We start from the raw sequence: 18485 nt of genomic DNA, 5'->3' as shown, positions 1-18485 counted from the left end.
GGGAATCCGGCGGCGGACGCGTTCGGGCACCGGGCCCCACCAGCACCGCCTTCGCAAAACCGCAGGTCACGGAGGTGGGGGTGTAACGGTGGGGCGGGGTGGGGCGAGAGGTGGGGGACGGTGGCGACCGTCGGTGGGGCGCCGTGGGGGACCGGGTGGGGCCCCGGACGGACGCCCCGGCGGGGTGGACGTGACACGTCCGGGGGACGGTCCCCGCACCCGTTTGACAGACTGGGGTGCAGAGTTCCCGCGTTCTTCTGCAGTTCCCCCGTGTCCGACCCGTCCGCGGACGCCCACGAACAGGAGCAGGCTTGACCACCAGCAGCCGTCAGGGCCCGCCGGTGACCGGCGAGAGCGTGCCCGAGCCCCCGCCGCTGGCCGCCGTCGCCGACCTCACCGGCCGCATCGCGCAGAACGTGCAGCGGATCATCGTGGGCAAGCCGGAGGTCGTCCGGCTGGCGCTGGTCACCCTCCTCGCCGAGGGCCACCTGCTCGTGGAGGACGTCCCCGGGGTCGGCAAGACCTCGCTGGCCAAGGCGCTCGCCCGCTCGCTCGACTGCTCGGTCAGCCGCGTGCAGTTCACCCCGGACCTGCTGCCGGGCGACATCACCGGCATGTCCGTCTACAACCGGCAGACCGGGGAGTTCGAGTTCCGGCCCGGCCCGGTGTTCGCCAACGTCGTGATCGCGGACGAGATCAACCGCGCCTCGCCGAAGACCCAGTCGGCGCTGCTGGAGTGCATGGCCGAGCACCAGGTGACCGTGGACGGCGGCACCTACGTGCTGGCCAGCCCCTTCATGGTCGTCGCCACCCAGAACCCGGTGGAGATGGACGGCACCTACCCGCTGCCCGAGGCACAGCGGGACCGCTTCACCGCGCGGATCAGCGTCGGCTACCCCGACCCGGCCGCCGAGCTCGCGATGATCGACGAGCACGCGGGCGCCGACCCGCTCGACACCCTGCGTCCGGTGGCCGACGCCCGCACCGTCCGCTCGGTCATCGAGGCCGTGCGCCGGATCCGGGTCGGCCAGGAGGTGCGGCAGTACTGCGTCGACCTCGTCGGCGCCACCCGGCGCCAGCCCGAGCTGCGGCTCGGCGCCTCCCCGCGCGCCACCCTGCACCTGGTGCGGGCGGCGCGGGCCCAGGCGGCGCTCGCCGGCCGCGGCTACGTCGTCCCGGACGACGTGCAGGCGATCGCCGTCCCCGTCATCGCGCACCGGCTGACCGTCGCCCCCGAGGCCGGCGCGACGCGGGTCACCGCCGCCGACGTCGTCCGCGGGTTGCTGTCGCGCATCCCGGTGCGGGCCCCCTCGCGGGCGTGAGCTCCCGTCCGTCCGTGGGTCGCCCCGGGGCCCGCACCTTCGGGCTGACGGTCCGGGGGCGCAGCCTCCTGGCCGGCGGGGTCGCGACGGCCGTGTGCGCCGTCGTCCTCGACGAGCGCGACCTGCTCCGCATCGGGCTGGTCGTGTGCCTGCTGCCGCTGGTGTCGCTGCTCCTCGCCGTGCGCACCCGCCGCTCGGTGCAGGCCGCGCGCACGCTGCTGCCCGCGCGCACCGCCGCGGGTACCCCGGCCGAGGTCGCCCTGGACCTGCGGGGCGGGCCCGTGCTCGGTGCCCTGCGCCTCGCCGACACCGTGCCCGACGCCGCCGGCCCCGTCCCGTCGACACCCCCGCGGTTCACGGTGCACCGGATCGGGAGCCGCGGCGCGCGCGTCACCTATCCCCTGCGGCCCGCCCTGCGCGGGGCGCACCGGGTGGGCCCGCTGACCGCCCGGGCCGTCGGCGCGCTGGGTCTGGCCGAGTTCACCCGGGAGATGCTGGGGCCGGACCGGCTCCTGGTGGTGCCGCGGGTCGTCGGGCTGCACGGGGCGCCGCGCGCGCTCGGCAGCGGCGAGGGCCTCCCCGGGGCCGCGGCCCAGCAGGGCCAGGGCAGCCCGGACGTCATGGTCCGGACCTACCGGCAGGGCGACGAGCTGCGCCGGGTCCACTGGAGGAGCACCGCCCGGCACGACGAGCTGATGGTCCGGCTCGAGGAGCGGCCCTGGCACGCGGGTGTCACCGTGCTGCTGGACCGCCGCGACGGGGCGCATCGCGGCCACGGCGCCGGCGCCAGCCTCGAGTTCGCGGTCACGCTGGCCGCCAGCATCGGCGCGCACCTGCTGCGCCGCGGCGAGCCGGTCGAGGTGGTGACCGAGGACGGCACGCCGGTTGCCGCCGCCGAGGGCGGCCTCGACCCGCTGCTCGACGGGCTGGCCGTGCTCCGCCCCGCCGCCCGGCCCGATCTGTCCGGCCCGTCCACCGCCGCCGGCCGGGACGTCGTCTCCGTGCTGGGGGCGTGCACACCCGAGCAGGCCGGGCAGCTCGCCGCCCGGCACCCCGGCGGCGGGTACGCGGTCCTGCTCGCCGTCGACACCTGGGACGCGGCCGGCGAGCCGACGCCCGAGCCGGCCGCCGCGGCCGAGGTGCTCCGCCGCGCGGGCTGGCACGTCACCGTCGCGACCGCCGACCACACGCCCGAGCAGGCCTGGGACGCGCTCGTCGCCGGCAGCCCCGTGATCCCGGCGGGTGCCCGATGAGGACCACCGACCGAGGGGGCCGGCCGTGAGCACACCGACCGCCGTCCGTCCGGCCCCGCCCGCCGCCGCTCCCCCGCCCGGCCGCCCGCGGATCCGCTGGGTGGCCGCGGTGGCCGCCGGGCTCGCCGTCCTGCTCGCGGGCACCTGCCTGGTCGCCGTGGTGCAGGGCGGGACCTGGTTCGCCGACGGGGCGCTGATCGTGGCCGTGGTCGTCGGGCTGGGGATCGCGCTGCAGCGGCTGCCCGCCGCGGCCGTCGCCGTCGGTCAACTGCTCGGCGCGCTCCTCGTGCTCACCGGCCTGTTCGGCGACGACGCCGTGGCCGGCTTCCTGCCCGGTCCCGCGGCGTTCGGCGCCTTCGCCGACCACGTCACCGAGGCCGCCGCCCAGATCGACTCCGGCGTCGCGCCGGTGGTGCCGACCGCCGGCATGCTCTTCCTGATCACGGCCGCGTTCGGCCTGCTCGCGGTGATCGTGCACGCCGTCTCGGTGTCCGCCGGGGCGCCCGCTGCGGCCGGGGTGCCGCTGCTGTGCATGGTCGCGGTGCCGGCCGCGCTGTCCGACGCGCTGCTGCCCTGGTGGGCGGTCACCAGCGCGGTCGCCGGGTACGGGCTCCTGCTCGTCGCGCGGGACGGCGCGGGGCGCCGCGGGAGCGCCCTCGTCACCGGCGGGATCGCGGTCGTCGCCGTCGCCGGGGTGCTCGGGCTGCTGCTCGGCAGCGCGGCGACCGTCGTCGGCACGGCCGGGCGGTTCGTCAGCGGCGGCGCGGGCGGCGGCAGCGGCGGGGCGATCGGGCTCAACCCGTTCACCTCGCTGCGTGGGCAGCTCACCCAGAGCGAGCCGGTCGAGCTCTTCCGCACCACCGGCCTCCCCCGCCCGACCTACCTGCGCGCGCTGACCCTCTCGGACTACCGCGCCAACTCCGGCTGGCAGGCCGCGACGCCCCGGCCCGGCGTCCCGCTCGCGGGGCCGCTGACCGAGGACCCGGCGGAGGGCGAGCGGGTCCAGGTCGCGGTGCAGAACGTCGGCTTCCGGGACTACTGGCTCCCGCTCTACGGCCAGCCCGAGTCCGTGACCGGCGTCGACGCCGACCGGTGGGCCTACGACCGCAGCAGCGGCATCGCCTACACCCCGCGTCCCCGCGAGGAGGAGGCCTGGCAGGAGACCGCCGTCCTGCCCGCACCGTCGGCCGACGACCTGCGCTCGGCCGCGGGCCCCACGCGCGTGGACCCGGCGTACCGGGACACCGCCGGCGTCGACCCGCGGGTCGCGCAGATCGCCGCCGACGTCACCCGGGACGCCGGCACCCCCTTCGACAAGGCCATCGCGCTGGTCGAGTACTTCACCGGGCCGCAGTCGCAGTTCCGGTACAGCCTGGAGACCGCGCCGGGCAGCGGCGACGACGCCCTCGTCGACTTCCTCACCGTCGGGCGCGCGGGGTACTGCGAGCAGTTCGCCTCGGCGATGGCCGTGATGCTGCGGACGCAGGGCGTCCCGGCGCGGGTCGCCGTCGGGTTCACCGCCGGCACCGAGGGCGACGGCTACCGCAGCGTCAGCACCCGGGACGCGCACGCCTGGGTCGAGGCCTGGTTCCCCGGCCACGGCTGGACGACCTTCGACCCGACCCCGCTCACGGACGGCCGCACGGTCGTCCCGCCGTACGTCCTCGAGGCCGTGGCCGACGCCCCGCCCGGCGCCGAGCAGCCCGCCGCGCCGCAGGAGGAGGTGCCGCAGCCGGAGCCGCGGGCCGAGGCCCCGCAGCCGACGCCGGAGCCGCCGCCCGCGGACGTCCCGCAGCCCGACCCGACGGCCGCGGACCAGGACGGGGGCGTCCCGGTGCTGGTCCCGCTCGTGGCGCTGCTGGTGGTGGCGCTGCTGGCCGGCCCGTCCGTCGCCCGGCGGGTGCTGCGGAAGCGCCGGCTCGCCGCGGCCGCCGCGGGTGGCCCGGGCGCCGGACGCGCGGCATGGGACGAGGTGCTGGCGACCTCGCGGGACCGCGGCTCGGCGGTGTCCGACGGGGACACGGTCCGCGGGACCGCCCGGACGGTCGTGGGAGCCCACGAGCTCGACGGCGCCGCGCAGGACGCGCTCCGCGAGATCGTGCGGCTGGTCGAGGCGGAGTGGTACGGCGACGAGCCGCCCGCCGAGGACGCGCTCACCGGGCCGCTGCAGGCCGTGCTCGCCGCCATCGGCGGCTCCGGCCGGCGGGGCTGGAAGTCGTGGGTGCGGACTCTCGCCCCGCGCTCCCTGCTCACCGGCCTCCGGGCGCCGGCGAAGGACCGCACCCCGGCTGCCTGATCACGGCTCGGCGCGCACGCGCTGCACGCACGAACGAGCAGAGCCGCGGCCTCTCGGGCCGCGGCTCTGCTCGTGGTCGGGATTCAGTCCTGTTCGAACCGACGCCGGAAGCGCTCTTCCATGCGCCCGGTGAACCGGTTCTTGTCCGGCTCGGCCTGCTTGTCGTCCGACCCGCCGGCGGACTTGGCGGCTCCGCGGGCGCTGATCGCCAGCATCGTGCCCCCGAGCATGGCCAGGAAGCCGACCACGCTGACGACGGGGACCGCGCCGACGAGGTCGCGGAGCGGGGCGACCGCCACACCGACGACGAGCAGGACCAGGCCCACCGCGAAGACCGCGATGCCCTGGAGCCGCCGGCGCCGGCTCGGTTTGCGCAGCTTGGAGCCGCGCACGGTCGAGGCGAACTTGGGGTCCTCGGCGTAGAGAGCACGCTCGATCTGTTCGAGCAGGCGCTGCTCGTGCTCGGAGAGGGGCATGACGTCCTCCGGCACAACGGTCACGGGATGTCCTGCCAACCGTGGTGCGCGGGTGGCCGGACGAGCGCCCGGGATGGGCGTCTGACCAAGAGGATACGAGGCAAAGCGCTGGTCCACTACCCGGAGGTCACAACCCGGGCAGACCGATCTTCGAACGGCCGCCCGCACCGGCCGAGAGGTGATCGATCTCACCTTTCCCGTCCAGGTGGGACAGCCGCCCGGAGTGCTCGGAGCGCTTCGGGTGCTCGGGGCGCTCAGGGCGCGACGGCACGCGCCAGGACGTGCAGCCGCGCGGCGACCTCGCGCAGGGCGGGGACGCCGGCGGCGAGGTCCTCGAGCTCCGCGGCACCCCGCATGTCCGCGTGGCCGCCGTCCCGGACGGCGTGGGGCAGCCAGGCCTCGAGCAGCCCGTCGCCCTGCACCAGCTCGACGCGCAGCCGTCGGGTGTCCTCCAGCAGCGCCGTGACGGCGGGCCCGTCGAGCCGGCGGCGGAGGGTGTCGTCCGGCCCGTACCGCCCGTCCGGGTCGGTGAGGACGGCGCGCGCCTCGTCCAGCCGCCCGGCCAGGACGTGCCAGAGCACGGCCGCGTGCCGGCTCGTGGCCAGCACCGACACGGCCGCGCCCGGGGCCGCCACCGCGGCGAGCGAGGCCGCGGCCCGCGCCGGGTCGTCGACCACCTCGAGCAGCCCGTGCCCGAGCACCAGGTCGGCGCCGCCGGAGTCGATGAGATCGGCCACGACCTCGGGCAGCTGGTCCGCGTCGCCCTGCACCGGCGTGACGAGCGCGTGCACCTCGGCCTCGCGGGCGCGGCGCTCCAGCGCGGCCAGGGCGTTGGGGCTGACGTCGACGACCGTCACCGCGCAGCCCGCCGCGGCCAGGGGCACCGCCCACGAGCCGCTGCCGCCGCCGACGTCGACCACCCGGGGCCGGCCGTCGGGCCGGGCGGACCGCGCCCGCTCGACCTCCGCGTCGAGGACACGGCGGACCGCTCCGCCGCTCACGGTTCCCGGACGCTCGCCTGCCACCGCGTTCACACGGGCAGCCTAGTGGCGCCCGCACGGGCCGTGGCGCCGAGACTGTAGGTTGATCGCCGTGCAGGTCGTCGCCACGCTGAGCCTGAAGGGCGGGGTCGGCAAGACCACCGTCGCCCTCGGTCTCGCCGGTGCCGCGCTGCACCACGGCATCCCCACCCTCCTCGTGGACCTGGATCCCCAGGCCAACGCCACCATCGCGCTCGACGTCGAGCCCACCACGGGCACCGTGGCGGACGTGCTGGACGAGCCGAGCCGCTCGGTGCTGCGCCGCGCCGTCGCGACGAGCGCCTGGGGCGAGGGGCTGGACGTGCTGGTGGGCTCGGAGCAGAACGAGCGGCACAACCACCCGGACCCGAGCACCAAGCAGCTCGAGCGGCTGGCCCGCGCGCTCTCCCGGCTCGACGACCCCGATCTGGGCTCCAGCCTCGGCCGCACGGACGAGAAGCCCGGCGAGCCCTACCAGCTGGTGATCATCGACTGCCCGCCCTCACTGGGGCAGCTCACCCGCAGCGCCCTCGCGGCCTCGGACCGCGCGATCCTGGTGACCGACCCCACGATGTTCGCGGTGTCCGGCGTGCAGCGGGCCTTCGACGCCGTGCAGGCCGAGCGCGAGCGCGGCAACCCGGCCCTGCAGCCCCTCGGCGTGCTGGTCAACCGGGTGCGCCCGCGCAACGCCGAGCACGACTACCGGATCGCGGAGCTGCGGGAGCTGTTCGGCCCGCTGGTGTTCGGCAGCGTGCTGCCGGACCGCTCCGCGGTGCAGCAGGCGCAGGGCGCCTGCCTCCCGATCCAGTCCTGGGACACGCCCGGCGCCCGCGAGGTCGCAGCGGTCTTCACCGCCCTCCTCGGGCGGCTGCTGCGCTCCCGCTCCCGGGGCTGACCGGCCCGAACCCCACCTCCCGGCCGCCGGCTCAGCGGTCGACGAGCAGCTCCCGCACGATCCCCACGAACTGCTCGGCCTGCCGCAGCAGGTCGTCCGCCTCGCGACGGGTGACCAGCCGGGAGATGCCCGCCTCGGCGGCCGCCCGGGTGTCCGAGCAGGACGCGAAGAACGCGGCCCACTCCCCCAGCTCGGGCGCGATGTCGCCGAGCAGCTGCCAGACGCTGCGCGGCCGCCCGCGCCGCTGCTCCGGCACCGCCCGCGCCGCCAGCACCGCGGCGCCGGCCCGCAGCGCGGCGAGATACGCCGCCGGGTAGCGCAGCAGCGGCTCCGGCTCGCGGTAGCCGTCCGCCACGCACTCCGCGGCCTGCCGCAGCAGGCCCAGCGCCGCCTTCGACACGGGCGCGGCCGGCGCCCGCTCGCTCGTCGTGATCGTCATGTCCGCTCCTCCGGTCCTCACGCTCGCCCTGCACGCCCGCACCACCGCGGGTGCCCGTGCCGTCCCCCGTGCTCTGCCCTGCCCTGCCCCGCACCGCTCGCGACCCCGGTGCCGGCCGGCACCCCGGCCGCCGCTCATCCGGCCTCCGGCACGCGGACCAGGTCCCACACGCCTGGGCCCGCGCGCATCCGCAGCACGAACTCCCGGGCGGGCTCCTGCGGCGACTCCGCCGACCGGGCCTCCACCCGCCAGCAGCGCAGCTGGTCGCCGCCGATCGGCATCGGCGACGGGAACGGCCACGGCGACTCCTCGATCCACCGCTCGCGGACGTCCGTCACCAGGTACCGGGACCCGCGGCGGGCGGGCCTGCGTTCGAACTCCACCGGCTCGCCCTCGAGCCAGCGGACCTGGACCGGTGCGGGCTCGCGGGGCCCGAACACCCGGGAGAAGGTGCTCACGGAGATCACTCCCCTTCCGGCCGGCTGGGATCCGGCTGGACACGAGCACCGGCCCGCGCCGGTGCGGGCCGGCGGGGTCGGTACGGACAGCGCAGACCGACCCGGGGAGGGGGTGCTTCCCCCACCCCGCCCCCGGGACCGACCTGGATCGAACATGTGTTCGACTCGTCCAGTGAAGCGTGTCCGGCGCGGGCCGTCAAGTCGGGACGGCGCCACCCCGAGGACGTCCCGGAGGGCTCCCCGCCCCGTGTGTGCACGCCCTTCTCCTACCGGTCACCACCGACGGACCGGTGCGCCCGAGGGGCTCCGGCCGTCGGTGCCTGCCCCCTGTTGCGTCCCGTGGTGAGATGGCCGCATGACCCGCCCGGAGCCCGTCCGATGACCGCGGCGCCCGCCCGGCCGCGGCTGGTCGCGCTGTCGTCGGTCGAGCTGGCCGACCACCTCGGCGAGGCGCTCGACGTCTACGTGGCCGCGATGGGCTACCCGCCCGGCACCGCGCGCCAGCGCCGCAACCTCTGGCTCGAACACACCCGCCGCGCCGGGTGGCGCTGCGTGGGGTGGATGGACCCGGGCGGCCACCTGATCGGGATCGGCTACGGGTACTCCGGCGGGCCCGGGCAGTGGTGGTTCGAGGAGGTCCGGCGGGGGCTCGCCGCGCGCGGCGCCGCCCGGGACCCCGCCCAGCCTGACTGGCTGCACGACTACTTCGAGCTCACCGAGCTGCACGTCCGGCCGGACGCACAGGGCTCCCGGCTCGGCGAGGGCATGCTGCGCGCGCTGCTCGACGGCGCCGGGCACCGCATGGTCCTGCTGTCCACACCGGAGTACGCGCCGCGCGCCCCCGGCCGGGCGTGGCGGCTCTACCGCAGGCTCGGCTTCGAGGACGTGCTGCGCGACCACCGGTTCACCGGCGACAGCAGGCCCTTCGCCGTGCTGGGCCGGACCCTGCCGCTGCCGCCGGCCCCCGGACGCGGGTGACCCCGGCCCGTCGCTGCGCCGCCCCGGGGCCGGGCGATGGCACGATGACCGCCGTGCAGTCCCCGCCCGCCCCCCGCCGTGACCGAACCGGCCCCGATCCTCTCGGCCCCGCTCGGCTCGGCCCCCGCCGCGCCTCCCGGTTCCGCCGGGTCGTGTCCGTGCTCCTGCTCGTGGCCGTGGCGGTCGCGGCGCTGGGCGGCTGTGCCCGCGTGCGGGCGGCCCTCGCCGTGCAGCCGGACGACACCGTGACCGGCGAGATCGTGATCGCCACGCCGGAGAAGGGCCCGGACGACAAGGGACCGGCGATCACCGTGCCGCCCGCCCTGGAGTCCGACGTGGACGTGTCCGACTACCGGCAGGACGGCTACACCGGATCGGTGCTGCGGTTCTCCGGGCTGTCGTTCGACCAGGTCGGACAGCTCACCGCCGCGGGCGGCTCCGGCAGCGAGCGCGCGCACCTCACCCTGCGCCGCGCGGGCAACCGGATCGTGCTCGAGGGCGCGGCCGACCTCACCACCGTCCCGGTCGACCGGGCCGACTTCCAGCTGAAGGTCAGCTTCCCGGGCGAGGTCCTGGACACCAACGGCGACTCCGAGGCCGGCACGGTGAGCTGGAACTTCACCCCGGGCGAGGTCGGCGACGTCAACGCCGTCGTGGCCTACGACGACCCGCAGGCCCCGTCGGCCACGGCCTGGTCGCTCGGGCTCGCGGTGATCGTGCTCGGCGCCGTCGCGGCCGTGGTCGCGCTGGCCCGGCGCACCCGCAACCCGCCGGTGCGCCGGTAGGTCAGGCCAGGGCGGTGGGTGACGGCAGGGCGGGCTCGCGCGCCAGCCCCAGCCGCTCGACCAGCTCGGCCGTGGCCAGGGACCGGTTCAGCGTGTAGAAGTGCAGCCCGCGCACCCCCTCGCCGAGCAGCTTGCGGCAGAGCTCCTCGGTGAGGTCGAGGCCGGCGGCGCGGAAGGCGGCCGGGTCGTCCGCGTAGGGCTCCAGCCGCTCGGCCAGCCCGGGCGGCAGCGGCGCGCCGGACAGCTCCGGCCCGCGGCGCAGCGTCTTCACGCTGAGCAGCGGCATGATCCCCGGCAGCAGCGGCACCTCGCAGCCCGCCGCGGCCAGCCGGTCGCGCAGCCGCAGGAAGCCGTCCGGCTCCCAGAACAGCTGGGTGATGGCGAAGTCCGCGCCCGCCCGGATCTTCGCCAGCAGCCGCTGCAGGTCGCTGTCGAGGTCCGCCGAGCGCGGGTGGCCGTACGGGAACGCCGCCACGCCCACGCAGAACGAGCCGGACCGCTTGACCAGCCGGACCAGGTCGTCGGCGTAGGTCAGACCCTCGGGGTGGGCCACCCAGTCGCCGAGCGGGTCCCCGGGCGGGTCGCCCCGGACCGCGAGGACGTTGCGGATCCCGGCGGCGGCGTACGAGCCGATGACGTGCCGCAGCTCCGCCACCGAGTGCGACACGGCCGTGAGGTGCGCCATCGCGACCAGCGTCGTGTCCGTGGCGATCCGGGCCGTGGTCCGGATCGTCCGGTCCCGGCTGGAGCCGCCGGCGCCGTAGGTGACCGACACGAACGCGGGGTCGAGGGGCTCGAGGCGGCGGATCGCCTTCCAGAGCTCCGCCTCCCCCTGCTCGTCCTTGGGCGGGAAGAACTCGACCGAGAAGACGGGGCGGTCCGTACCGATCCGGTCGATCACCGAGGTGCGCGGCTGCGCGGTTCGCGTGGTCACCTGTTCAGCCTACGGTCGTGCGTCGGCGCGCCCAAGGTGCGTCCCGCCGATACGCTCGCCGCGTGGTTCATCCCTCCCCGCCCACGAACGTCCTGCCGGGCCCGGCACCCGAGCCCGCGGGGGCCGCCGAGCTCCACACGCGGGTGGAGCAGGCCCTGGAGGACTACCTCCTGCGCCGCCGAGAGGACGCCGCGGCGATCGGCCCCGTGTTCGCCGACGCCGTCGACTCGCTCGTCCGGTTCGTCCTGAGCGGGGGCAAGCGGATCCGCCCGACCTTCGCGTGGTGGGGCTGGCGCGGCGCGGGCGGCGACCCCGCCGACGCGCAGGCGCCGGCCGTGCTGCGTGCGATCAGCGCGCTGGAGCTGATCCAGGCCTCCGCGCTGGTGCACGACGACCTGATGGACGCCTCGGCCACCCGCCGCGGCCGGCCCACGGTGCACGTCGAGTTCGCCGGCCGGCACGCCGACGCCGGCTGGTCCGGCCCGCCCGCCCGGTTCGGCGCCGCGGCCGCGATCCTGCTCGGCGACCTGGCACTGACCTGGGCGGACGACATGTACCACGACTCCGGGCTCGACGCGGAGACCCTGTCCCGCGCCCGGGCCCCGTGGCGCGGGATGCGCACCGAGGTGCTGGGCGGGCAGTACCTGGACGTCCTCACCCAGGCGACCGGCGACGACTCCCCCGGGGCCGCCCTGCGCATCGACCGGTTCAAGACGGCGGCCTACACCGTGGAGCGCCCGCTGCACCTGGGCGCGGCCCTCGCCGGCGCGCCGGACCGGCTGGTCGCGGCGTACCGGCGGTTCGGCGCGGACATCGGCGTGGCCTTCCAGCTGCGGGACGACCTGCTCGGCGTCTACGGCGACCCCGAGGTCACCGGCAAGCCCGCCGGCGACGACCTCCGCGAGGGCAAGCGCACCCTGCTGGTCGCGCTCGCCCTGGAACGGGCCGCCGACGGGCCCGCCCGGGCCGCGATCACCGGCGCGCTCGGCGACCCCGACCTGGACCCCGCCGCCGTCGAGCGGCTGCGGGACCTGTTCACCGACCTGGGTGCGGTGCAGGCCGTCGAGCAGCGCATCGCCGCGTTGACCGGCGCGGCGCTCGACGCGCTCACGGCCGCCGACATCGCCGAGCCGGCCGCGACGGCGCTGCAGGAGCTGGCCGTGCGGGCCACCCGCCGGCACCGGTGACGCGCCGGTGAGACGACTGGAGGGGCCGACCGACCACGTCGTGGTCGTCGGGGCCGGGCTCGCGGGCCTCTGCGCGGCGCTGCACCTGCTCGGCGCCGGCCGCCGGGTCACGATCGTCGAGCGGGACGAGCACCCGGGCGGCCGGGCCGGCCGGCTGGACCTCGAGGGCCCGTCGGGCACCTACCGGGTCGACACCGGGCCCACCGTGCTGACCATGCCGGAGCTGCTCGACGAGGCGCTGGGCGCGGTCGGGGACTCGCTGGCCGCCCGGCTGGACCTGGTCCGGCTCGACCCGGCCTACCGCACCACCTTCGCCGACGGCACCACCATCGACGTCCACACCGACGCCGAGGCGATGGAGGCCGAGGTCCGCGCCACCTGCGGCCCCGGGTCGGCCGACGGCTACCGCCGGCTGCGCGCCTGGCTGACCGACCTCTACCGCACCGAGATCGACTCGTTCATCGGCGCGAACTTCGACTCGCCGCTCTCCCTGCTCGGACCCGACCTGGTCCGGCTGGCCGCGCTCGGCGGGTTCGGCCGCCTCGGCCCGCGGATCGCCCGGTACCTGCCCGACGAGCGGCTGCGCCGGATCTTCTCCTTCCAGGCCCTCTACGCCGGGGTCGCGCCGGACCGTGCGCTCGGCGCGTACGGCGTGATCGCCTACATGGACACGATCGCCGGGGTGTACTTCCCGCGCGGCGGGATGCGCCAGGTCGGCGACGCGCTCGCGGCCGCCGCCGTCGACGCCGGGGCCGAGCTGCTGACCGGCCGCGAGGTCACCGGGCTGGAGCGCCGCGACGGGCGCGTCACCGCCGTCCGGCACACCGCCGCGGACCGGACCGACTGGGCCGCACCGGAGCGCCTGGCCTGCGACGCCGTGGTCCTCACCCCGGACCTGCCCGTCGCCCACCGACTGCTCGGCGGCGGACCCCGGCGTCCGGTGCCGGTGCGCTGGGCGCCGAGCGCGGTCGTCGCGCACCTCGGCGTGGCCACCCCGCGCCACGAGCTCGCCCACCACACCATCTCCTTCGGGGCGGCGTGGGAGCGGACCTTCGCGGAGATCATCGACGAGGGCCGGCTGATGAGCGACCCGTCGCTGCTGGTCACACGGCCGACCGCGACCGACCCGACGCTCGCGCCGGCGGGCCGCGACCTGCTCTTCGTCCTGGCGCCGTGCCCCAACCTCGAGCGCGCGGGCCTGGACTGGGACCGGGTCGGCCCGGCCTACCGGGACGAGCTGCTCGGCGTCCTGGAGAAGCGCGGGATCACCGGCCTCACCGGCGACGTCGAGGTGTCCGCCCTGGTCACGCCGGCCGACTGGGCGCGCCAGGGGCTCGCCGCGGGTACGCCGTTCTCGGCCGCGCACACCTTCGCCCAGACCGGGCCCTTCCGGTCCCGGAACCTCCCGCGGCGGTTCGGCAACGTCGTGCTCGCGGGCTGCGGGACCACGCCCGGGGTCGGCATCCCGCCCGTCGTCCTCTCCGGGAGGCTGGCCGCCGCCCGCGTGACCGGGGCGTGACCCTGCCGTGATCGGGCGGGGTCCGGAGCGGACGGAGGAGCCGCCCGTGCGAGCATGGGCCCCGACATGACCGCGCAGCCCACCCGACCGGCGACCGGGCCGGAGCCGACCGACCCGGCAGGTTCCCCGGTGCCCAGCGACGTCCCCACGGCCACGGCGCTCGCCCCGGACGACCGGCAGCGCGACTCGCCACCGGCCGCCGGGACGGGCGCCCCGCGCCCCGCGCCCGGCCTCCGGTCCCGCCTCGGGAACCCGCCGCGCAAGCCGCTCTGGCTCGGCTTCGCGGCGTCGGCGGTGCTGCTGGTCGGTGGCGTGGGTGCCGGCGGCACACTGATCCACGACCCGATCCTCACCAACAGCCCGCTCGGCTTCTGGCGCTTCGGTCACGGCAAGGAGCTGGCCACCGCGCTGATGTACGTCGGCGTCGTGCTGATGGCGTGGGCGTGGGTCCGGCTCGGACGCGAGGTGCTCGCCCGCCGCGTCGGCGGCCGGGCCGTGCTCACCACCTCCGTGGTGTGGATGCTCCCGCTGCTGATCGCCCCGCCGCTCTTCACCCGGGACGTGTACAGCTACCTGGCGCAGGGCGCGCTGCCGGTCTTCGGCTTCGACCCGTACGCGGTCGGGCCGGAGGCGATGCCGGGCACCTTCACCGACAACGTCCACTACTTCTGGCAGGACACCCCGGCGCCGTACGGCCCGTTCTTCATCCTGGTCGCGAAGGCGTGGGCCTGGGTCACGGTGCAGGCCGGTACCAACATGGTGCTCGGCGTGATCGGCATGCGGCTGATCATGTGCGTCGGGCTGGTCCTGCTGATCTGGACGCTGCCGGAGCTCACCCGCCGCCTCGGCGGCCGGCCGGCGGTGGCCCTGTGGGTCGTCGTCGCCAACCCCGTGATGGTCATCCACCTCGTCGGCGGCGGGCACAACGACCTCCTGCTCGTCGGGTTCCTGGCCGTCGGCTGCCTGGCCATGCTGCGCGGGAAGCACGTGCTCGGCATCGCGCTGGTCACCCTGGCCATGGCGACCAAGGCCAGTGCCGCCGTCGCGTTGCCGTTCATGGTGCTGATCTGGGCCGCGCAGCTCGAGGGCACGTTCCTCCGCCGGCTGCTCCGCGCCGGGGCGGCGAGCGTCGCGGTGTTCCTCGTGGTGTTCGCGGGCGTCAGCGTGGCGGCCCACGTCGACCTGGGCTGGCTGCCGGCGCTCAGCGCGCCGTCGATGATCGTGAACTGGCTGTCGCTGCCCACCGGGCTCGGCGAGTTCGTGCACACCGCCCTCGGCGGCGTGGCCCCGCTGCCCAAGCAGCCCTTCATCAACGTGGCCCGGGTGATCGGTGCGATCGCACTGGTCACGATCGTCGCGGTGCAGTGGTGGCGCGCCCGTGGCGGCGGCCCCGACGCCGTGCGCCGCGCCGGGATCGCGCTGCTCGCCGTCGCCCTGCTCTCCCCGGCCACGCTGCCCTGGTACCTGAGCTGGGGCATGGCGATCCTCGCGATGGTCCCGTGGAGCGCCCGCGGCCTGCAGTGGCTGGTCTTCGGCTCGCTGTGGCTGATGATCGTCTACTACCCGAGCGGCGAGGCCGGCCTCTACAACTGGGGCTACCTCGCGGTGTGCGCCGTGCTGGCCTGGGTCGCGGCCCGTGCGCTGCTGCGGCCGGACCCGCTGGGCTTCCGCAGGCCGAAGGCGGTGCCCGCCCGGAGTGCGCTGTCGGACCCGGAACCCTCCCGTGCGTCCGCAGTCGGCGGCCGCTGAGCTCGACGCGGCCGGGATCACCGATCCCGCGCTGCGCCGGGCCTACGGCGAGTGCCGCGCCCTCAACGCCCGGCACGGCCGCACCTACTTCCTCGCCACCCGGCTGCTCACGCCGGACCGCAGGCCCGCGATCCACGCCCTCTACGGCTTCGCCCGGCACGCGGACGAGATCGTCGACGACCTGGGCGCCGGCGCCCCCACCGAGGAGCGCGAGGCGGTGCTCGACGAGCTCGGCCTCGACCTGGTGAGCGCGTTCTCCGGCGACGACCCGGGCACCCAGCCCGTGGTCACGGCCGTGGCGGACACCGTGCGGCGGCACGGGATCGACCCGCGGCTGTTCTCCCCGTTCCTCACGTCCATGCGGATGGACACGCACGTCACCGGCTACGCGACCACGGCCGAGCTCGACACCTACGTCCACGGCTCCGCCGCCGTGATCGGCCTGCAGGTGCTGCCCGTCCTCGGCTCCGACGCGCCCGCGGAGGCCGCCCCGCACGCCGCCGCGCTCGGCGTGGCCTTCCAGATGACCAACTTCCTGCGGGACGTCGGCGAGGACCTCGACCGCGGACGCGTCTACCTCCCGGCGGACGAGCTGGCCGCGTTCGGCGTGGACCGCGAGCTGCTGGCCTGGTGCCGGACCCGGCGGACCACCGAGCCGCGGGTCCGCCGCGCCCTCGCCCACCTGGTCGCCCGCACGCGCGCGGTGTACCGGCGCGCGGAGCCGGGGATCGCGATGCTCGCGCAGGAGTCCCGGGACTGCGTGCGCTGCGCCTTCACCCTCTACGGCGGGATTCTCGACGAGATCGCCGCCGCGGGCTACGAGGTGCTGCACCGCCGGGTCACGGTCCCCCGGCGGCGCCGGCTGGCGGTGGCGGGGCCGGCGCTCGCCCACGCCGTCTGGACCCGCCACCGGCCCTGAGGGCCGTGCGACCGGTCAGAACGCCATGGCCTGGGCGCGCCGCTTGATCTCGCGGTGCCGCCCGGCCCGGATGGCCGCGATCGGGGTGCCGGGCAGGCTGGCGTCCTCGGTGAAGAGCCAGCGCAGGATGTCGACGTCGGGGTAGCCGCCGTCGCGCAGCACGGTGATCGTGCCGGACAGGCCCTTCACCACGGCGTTGCCGTCGAGGAAGTCCGCGGGCACGCAGGTGGTGCCCTCGCGCTTCAGGGAGAGCAGCTGGCCGTCCTTGATCAGCTGGTGCACGCGGGTCCGCGGAACCGAGAGGATCTCGGCGACCTCGGTGGCCGGAAGGACGGCGACGTCGTCGGACAGGACGGGTGTCGTCCCGTTCGTCTCACTCACGCGCGTCACCATGCCACAGCACGGCCTGCCGAGGGGAGACGCGCGGGCAGAGATTGCCCGGGCGGTACCGTCGGGGGGTGACCGCCCCGCCCGGCTCCCCCGGAGCCCTGATCGACGCGCGGTACCGGATCGGGCCGGTCCTGGCCCGCGGCGGGATGTCCACGGTGCACAGGGGACTCGACACCCGGCTGGACCGGCCGGTCGCGATCAAGATCATGGACCCGCGGCTGGCGGCGGACCCCACCTTCCGGGCCCGGTTCGAGCGGGAGGCGCGCTCCGCGGCGCGGATCGACCACCCCCACGTCGTCGACGTGCACGACCAGGGCCGGTGCACGCCGCCCGGCGGAGAGCCCACGCTGTTCCTGGTCATGGAGCTGGTCGACGGCGGCACGCTGCGGGACCTCCTGCGCCGCCGGGGCGCGCTCGGCGTGCCCGCGACCTTCGCGGTGCTCGAGCCGGTCCTGTCCGGCCTCGCGCAGGCGCACCGCCTCGGCATGGTGCACCGGGACGTCAAGCCCGAGAACGTGCTGATCGGGCGGGACGGCAGCGTCAAGGTCGCCGACTTCGGCCTGGTCACCGCGGCCGCCGAGGCCGGGGTCAGCCACGCCGGGATGATCCTCGGGACGATGGCGTACCTGTCCCCCGAGCAGGTCGCCACCGGCCAGGCCGACGCGCGCAGCGACGTCTACGCCGCCGGCGTCCTCGGCTACGAGCTGCTCACCGGCGCCCCGCCCTACACCGGCGACAACGCCCTGTCGGTCGCCTACCGGCACGTGAACGACGACGTGCCGCCGCCCTCGGCGGTCGCGACCGAGGTCCCGCCGGAGCTCGACGACCTGGTCCGCCGCGCCACCTCGCGCGACCCCGACCGCCGCCCGGCCGACGCCGCGGCGTTCCTCGCCGAGCTCGTCCGGCTGCGGGAGTGGCTGGCCGTGCCGCAGGTGCCGGTGCCGCTGCCGCCTCCGCCGCCCCTCGAGGAGCAGGACACCGTGCCGGCCGAGCCCTTCGCGCTGGAGGCGGCGCCCGAGCCCGCGGGCCCCGGCGGCACCCGCGCACTGAGCCGGGCGGAGTACGACCCGTCGACCGAGATCGGACGCGGTCCGGGGCGGCACGGCACGGCCTCGGCCCCGCGGCCCGAGGCGCTGCCGGACCACCGCATCGCCCGGCGACGCGGGCGCCGGGTGTTCGCGCTGTGGATCCTGCTCCTGCTGCTGCTCGGCCTGGTCGTCGGCGGGGCGGCGTGGTGGCTGGGCTCGGGCCGCTGGACGTCGATGCCCGCGGTCGTCGGGCTGGACCGGTCCGCCGCCGAGCAGCTGCTCACGCAGGCGGACCTGGCGTGGTCGGTCACCGAGCAGCACCACGACGACGTCGCCGCCGACCGGGTCGCCTCCGCCGACCCCGCCGCGGACTCCCGGCTGCTGCGCGGCAGCTCGGTCACCCTCACGGTCTCGACCGGCCGCCCGGTCGTCCCGGCGGTCGCCGAGGGCAGCACGGTGGAGCAGGCGCAACAGGTGCTGCAGGCCGCGCAGCTCACGCCCGCGACCTCGGCGTCCGCGGCGGAGTTCAGCAGCACCGTGCCGCAGGGTGCGGTGCTGCGCACGGACCCGCCGGCCGGCACCCCGCTGCCGATCGGCGGCACGGTCACGCTCGTGCTGAGCAAGGGCGTGGAGCCACCCGCGGAGGTCGACGTCCCGCTCGTGATCGGCGACCGGCTCGACGAGGCCCGGGAGCGGCTCGAGCGCCGCGGGCTGCAGGTCGACGTGGAGCGGGGCTTCCCGTTCGGCCGGGAGAACCCGCGGGTGGTCAACCAGGACCCGGGCCCGGGGACCGCGGTCGAGGAGGGCTCGACCGTCACCCTCACGGTCTTCTAGCGCC

17 protein-coding genes are annotated in these 18485 nt (G+C 76.6%); 11 read left to right on the top strand and 6 right to left on the bottom strand.

The genetic code is table 11. The annotated features are described in order from the left end of the window. Positions 1 to 341 precede the first annotated feature (341 nt). From ACQP04_RS13655 to ACQP04_RS13645, 3 genes are read left to right on the top strand one after another with little or no spacing between them, the layout of a single operon-like run. Entirely contained in the window at positions 342 to 1322 is a 981-nt protein-coding gene (locus ACQP04_RS13655) for an AAA family ATPase (protein WP_433508358.1), read from the top strand. A gap of 14 nt (positions 1323 to 1336) precedes the next feature. Beyond that, the gene (locus ACQP04_RS13650) at positions 1337 to 2575 is read left to right on the top strand and encodes a DUF58 domain-containing protein (protein ID WP_433507410.1); all 1239 of its coding nucleotides are present in this window, start codon (positions 1337 to 1339) and stop codon (positions 2573 to 2575) included. Between the two features lie 25 nt (positions 2576 to 2600). Continuing rightward, positions 2601 to 4871 (top strand): transglutaminaseTgpA domain-containing protein, encoded by a 2271-nt coding sequence (locus ACQP04_RS13645; RefSeq protein WP_433507409.1) that lies wholly within the window; start codon positions 2601 to 2603, stop codon positions 4869 to 4871. Between the two features lie 83 nt (positions 4872 to 4954). Here the strand turns inward: ACQP04_RS13645 and ACQP04_RS13640 are convergent, their stop codons facing one another. Both ACQP04_RS13640 and ACQP04_RS13635 read right to left on the bottom strand, forming a co-directional pair. Beyond that, positions 4955 to 5347 carry a DUF3040 domain-containing protein gene (locus ACQP04_RS13640; RefSeq protein WP_433508357.1) on the bottom strand — a complete coding sequence of 131 codons (393 nt, stop codon included), beginning with the start codon at positions 5345 to 5347 and terminating at the stop codon, positions 4955 to 4957. A gap of 254 nt (positions 5348 to 5601) precedes the next feature. After that, entirely contained in the window at positions 5602 to 6372 is a 771-nt protein-coding gene (locus tag ACQP04_RS13635) for a class I SAM-dependent methyltransferase (protein WP_037041756.1), read from the bottom strand. 67 nt (positions 6373 to 6439) lie between these two features. On the opposite strand from ACQP04_RS13635, the gene ACQP04_RS13630 reads away from it, so the two are divergent. After that, the gene (locus ACQP04_RS13630) at positions 6440 to 7261 is read left to right on the top strand and encodes a ParA family protein (RefSeq protein ID WP_433507408.1); all 822 of its coding nucleotides are present in this window, start codon (positions 6440 to 6442) and stop codon (positions 7259 to 7261) included. Between the two features lie 31 nt (positions 7262 to 7292). Here ACQP04_RS13630 and ACQP04_RS13625 read toward each other — a convergent pair whose 3' ends face one another. Together ACQP04_RS13625 and ACQP04_RS13620 are read right to left on the bottom strand one after the other, a co-directional pair. After that, positions 7293 to 7700: an SAV_6107 family HEPN domain-containing protein gene (locus tag ACQP04_RS13625; protein ID WP_433507407.1), complete on the bottom strand. Its 408-nt coding sequence runs from the start codon at positions 7698 to 7700 to the stop codon at positions 7293 to 7295. Between the two features lie 134 nt (positions 7701 to 7834). After that, complete coding sequence (locus ACQP04_RS13620) at positions 7835 to 8158, bottom strand: hypothetical protein (RefSeq protein ID WP_051736904.1); 324 nt, start codon at positions 8156 to 8158, stop codon at positions 7835 to 7837. 378 nt (positions 8159 to 8536) lie between these two features. On the opposite strand from ACQP04_RS13620, the gene ACQP04_RS13615 reads away from it, so the two are divergent. Together ACQP04_RS13615 and ACQP04_RS13610 are read left to right on the top strand one after the other, a co-directional pair. After that, the gene (locus tag ACQP04_RS13615; RefSeq protein ID WP_433507406.1) at positions 8537 to 9136 is read left to right on the top strand and encodes a GNAT family N-acetyltransferase; all 600 of its coding nucleotides are present in this window, start codon (positions 8537 to 8539) and stop codon (positions 9134 to 9136) included. A 152-nt stretch (positions 9137 to 9288) separates the two neighbouring features. Then, positions 9289 to 9921: an LppM family (lipo)protein gene (locus tag ACQP04_RS13610; protein WP_433507405.1), complete on the top strand. Its 633-nt coding sequence runs from the start codon at positions 9289 to 9291 to the stop codon at positions 9919 to 9921. Position 9922: 1 nt separating this feature from the next. Here ACQP04_RS13610 and metF read toward each other — a convergent pair whose 3' ends face one another. Further along, the gene (metF, locus tag ACQP04_RS13605) at positions 9923 to 10855 is read right to left on the bottom strand and encodes a methylenetetrahydrofolate reductase [NAD(P)H] (RefSeq protein ID WP_433507404.1); all 933 of its coding nucleotides are present in this window, start codon (positions 10853 to 10855) and stop codon (positions 9923 to 9925) included. Positions 10856 to 10917: 62 nt separating this feature from the next. On the opposite strand from metF, the gene ACQP04_RS13600 reads away from it, so the two are divergent. The 4 genes from ACQP04_RS13600 (at position 10918) to ACQP04_RS13585 (ending at position 16229) form a co-directional block, all read left to right on the top strand. Next, positions 10918 to 12042: a polyprenyl synthetase family protein gene (locus ACQP04_RS13600; RefSeq protein WP_433507403.1), complete on the top strand. Its 1125-nt coding sequence runs from the start codon at positions 10918 to 10920 to the stop codon at positions 12040 to 12042. Positions 12043 to 12049: 7 nt separating this feature from the next. After that, positions 12050 to 13561, top strand: a complete 1512-nt coding sequence (gene crtI / locus ACQP04_RS13595) for a phytoene desaturase family protein (RefSeq protein ID WP_433507402.1) — start codon at positions 12050 to 12052, stop codon at positions 13559 to 13561. A gap of 129 nt (positions 13562 to 13690) precedes the next feature. After that, the gene (gene mptB, locus ACQP04_RS13590) at positions 13691 to 15310 is read left to right on the top strand and encodes a polyprenol phosphomannose-dependent alpha 1,6 mannosyltransferase MptB (protein ID WP_433507401.1); all 1620 of its coding nucleotides are present in this window, start codon (positions 13691 to 13693) and stop codon (positions 15308 to 15310) included. Next, entirely contained in the window at positions 15285 to 16229 is a 945-nt protein-coding gene (locus tag ACQP04_RS13585; protein ID WP_433507400.1) for a phytoene/squalene synthase family protein, read from the top strand. The genes mptB and ACQP04_RS13585 overlap by 26 nt, the downstream gene beginning before the upstream one ends. Positions 16230 to 16244: 15 nt before the next feature. On the opposite strand, the gene ACQP04_RS13580 is transcribed toward ACQP04_RS13585, so the two are convergent. Then, on the bottom strand, positions 16245 to 16622 hold the full coding sequence (locus ACQP04_RS13580; RefSeq protein ID WP_051736848.1) for an Rv2175c family DNA-binding protein: 378 nt from the start codon (positions 16620 to 16622) through the stop codon (positions 16245 to 16247). Positions 16623 to 16687: 65 nt separating this feature from the next. On the opposite strand from ACQP04_RS13580, the gene pknB reads away from it, so the two are divergent. Next, the gene (pknB, locus tag ACQP04_RS13575) at positions 16688 to 18481 is read left to right on the top strand and encodes a Stk1 family PASTA domain-containing Ser/Thr kinase (protein WP_433507399.1); all 1794 of its coding nucleotides are present in this window, start codon (positions 16688 to 16690) and stop codon (positions 18479 to 18481) included. Positions 18482 to 18485: the final 4 nt, after the last annotated feature.

It is taken from the genome of Pseudonocardia halophobica (assembly GCF_050948485.1).
GTDB lineage: Bacteria > Actinomycetota > Actinomycetes > Mycobacteriales > Pseudonocardiaceae > Pseudonocardia > Pseudonocardia halophobica.
The sequence above is the reverse complement of the archived record's forward strand: the minus strand, read 5'-3'. Positions and strand labels throughout refer to the sequence as shown.

Excerpts from the sequence above, each read along its gene's own strand:
- ACQP04_RS13580 (WP_051736848.1), bottom strand. The coding sequence starts at position 16,622 with ATGGTGACGCGCGTGAGTGAGACGAACGGGACGACACCCGTCCTGTCC.
- ACQP04_RS13640 (WP_433508357.1), bottom strand. The coding sequence starts at position 5,347 with ATGCCCCTCTCCGAGCACGAGCAGCGCCTGCTCGAACAGATCGAGCGT.
- ACQP04_RS13625 (WP_433507407.1), bottom strand. The coding sequence starts at position 7,700 with ATGACGATCACGACGAGCGAGCGGGCGCCGGCCGCGCCCGTGTCGAAG.
- ACQP04_RS13615 (WP_433507406.1), top strand. The coding sequence starts at position 8,537 with ATGACCGCGGCGCCCGCCCGGCCGCGGCTGGTCGCGCTGTCGTCGGTC.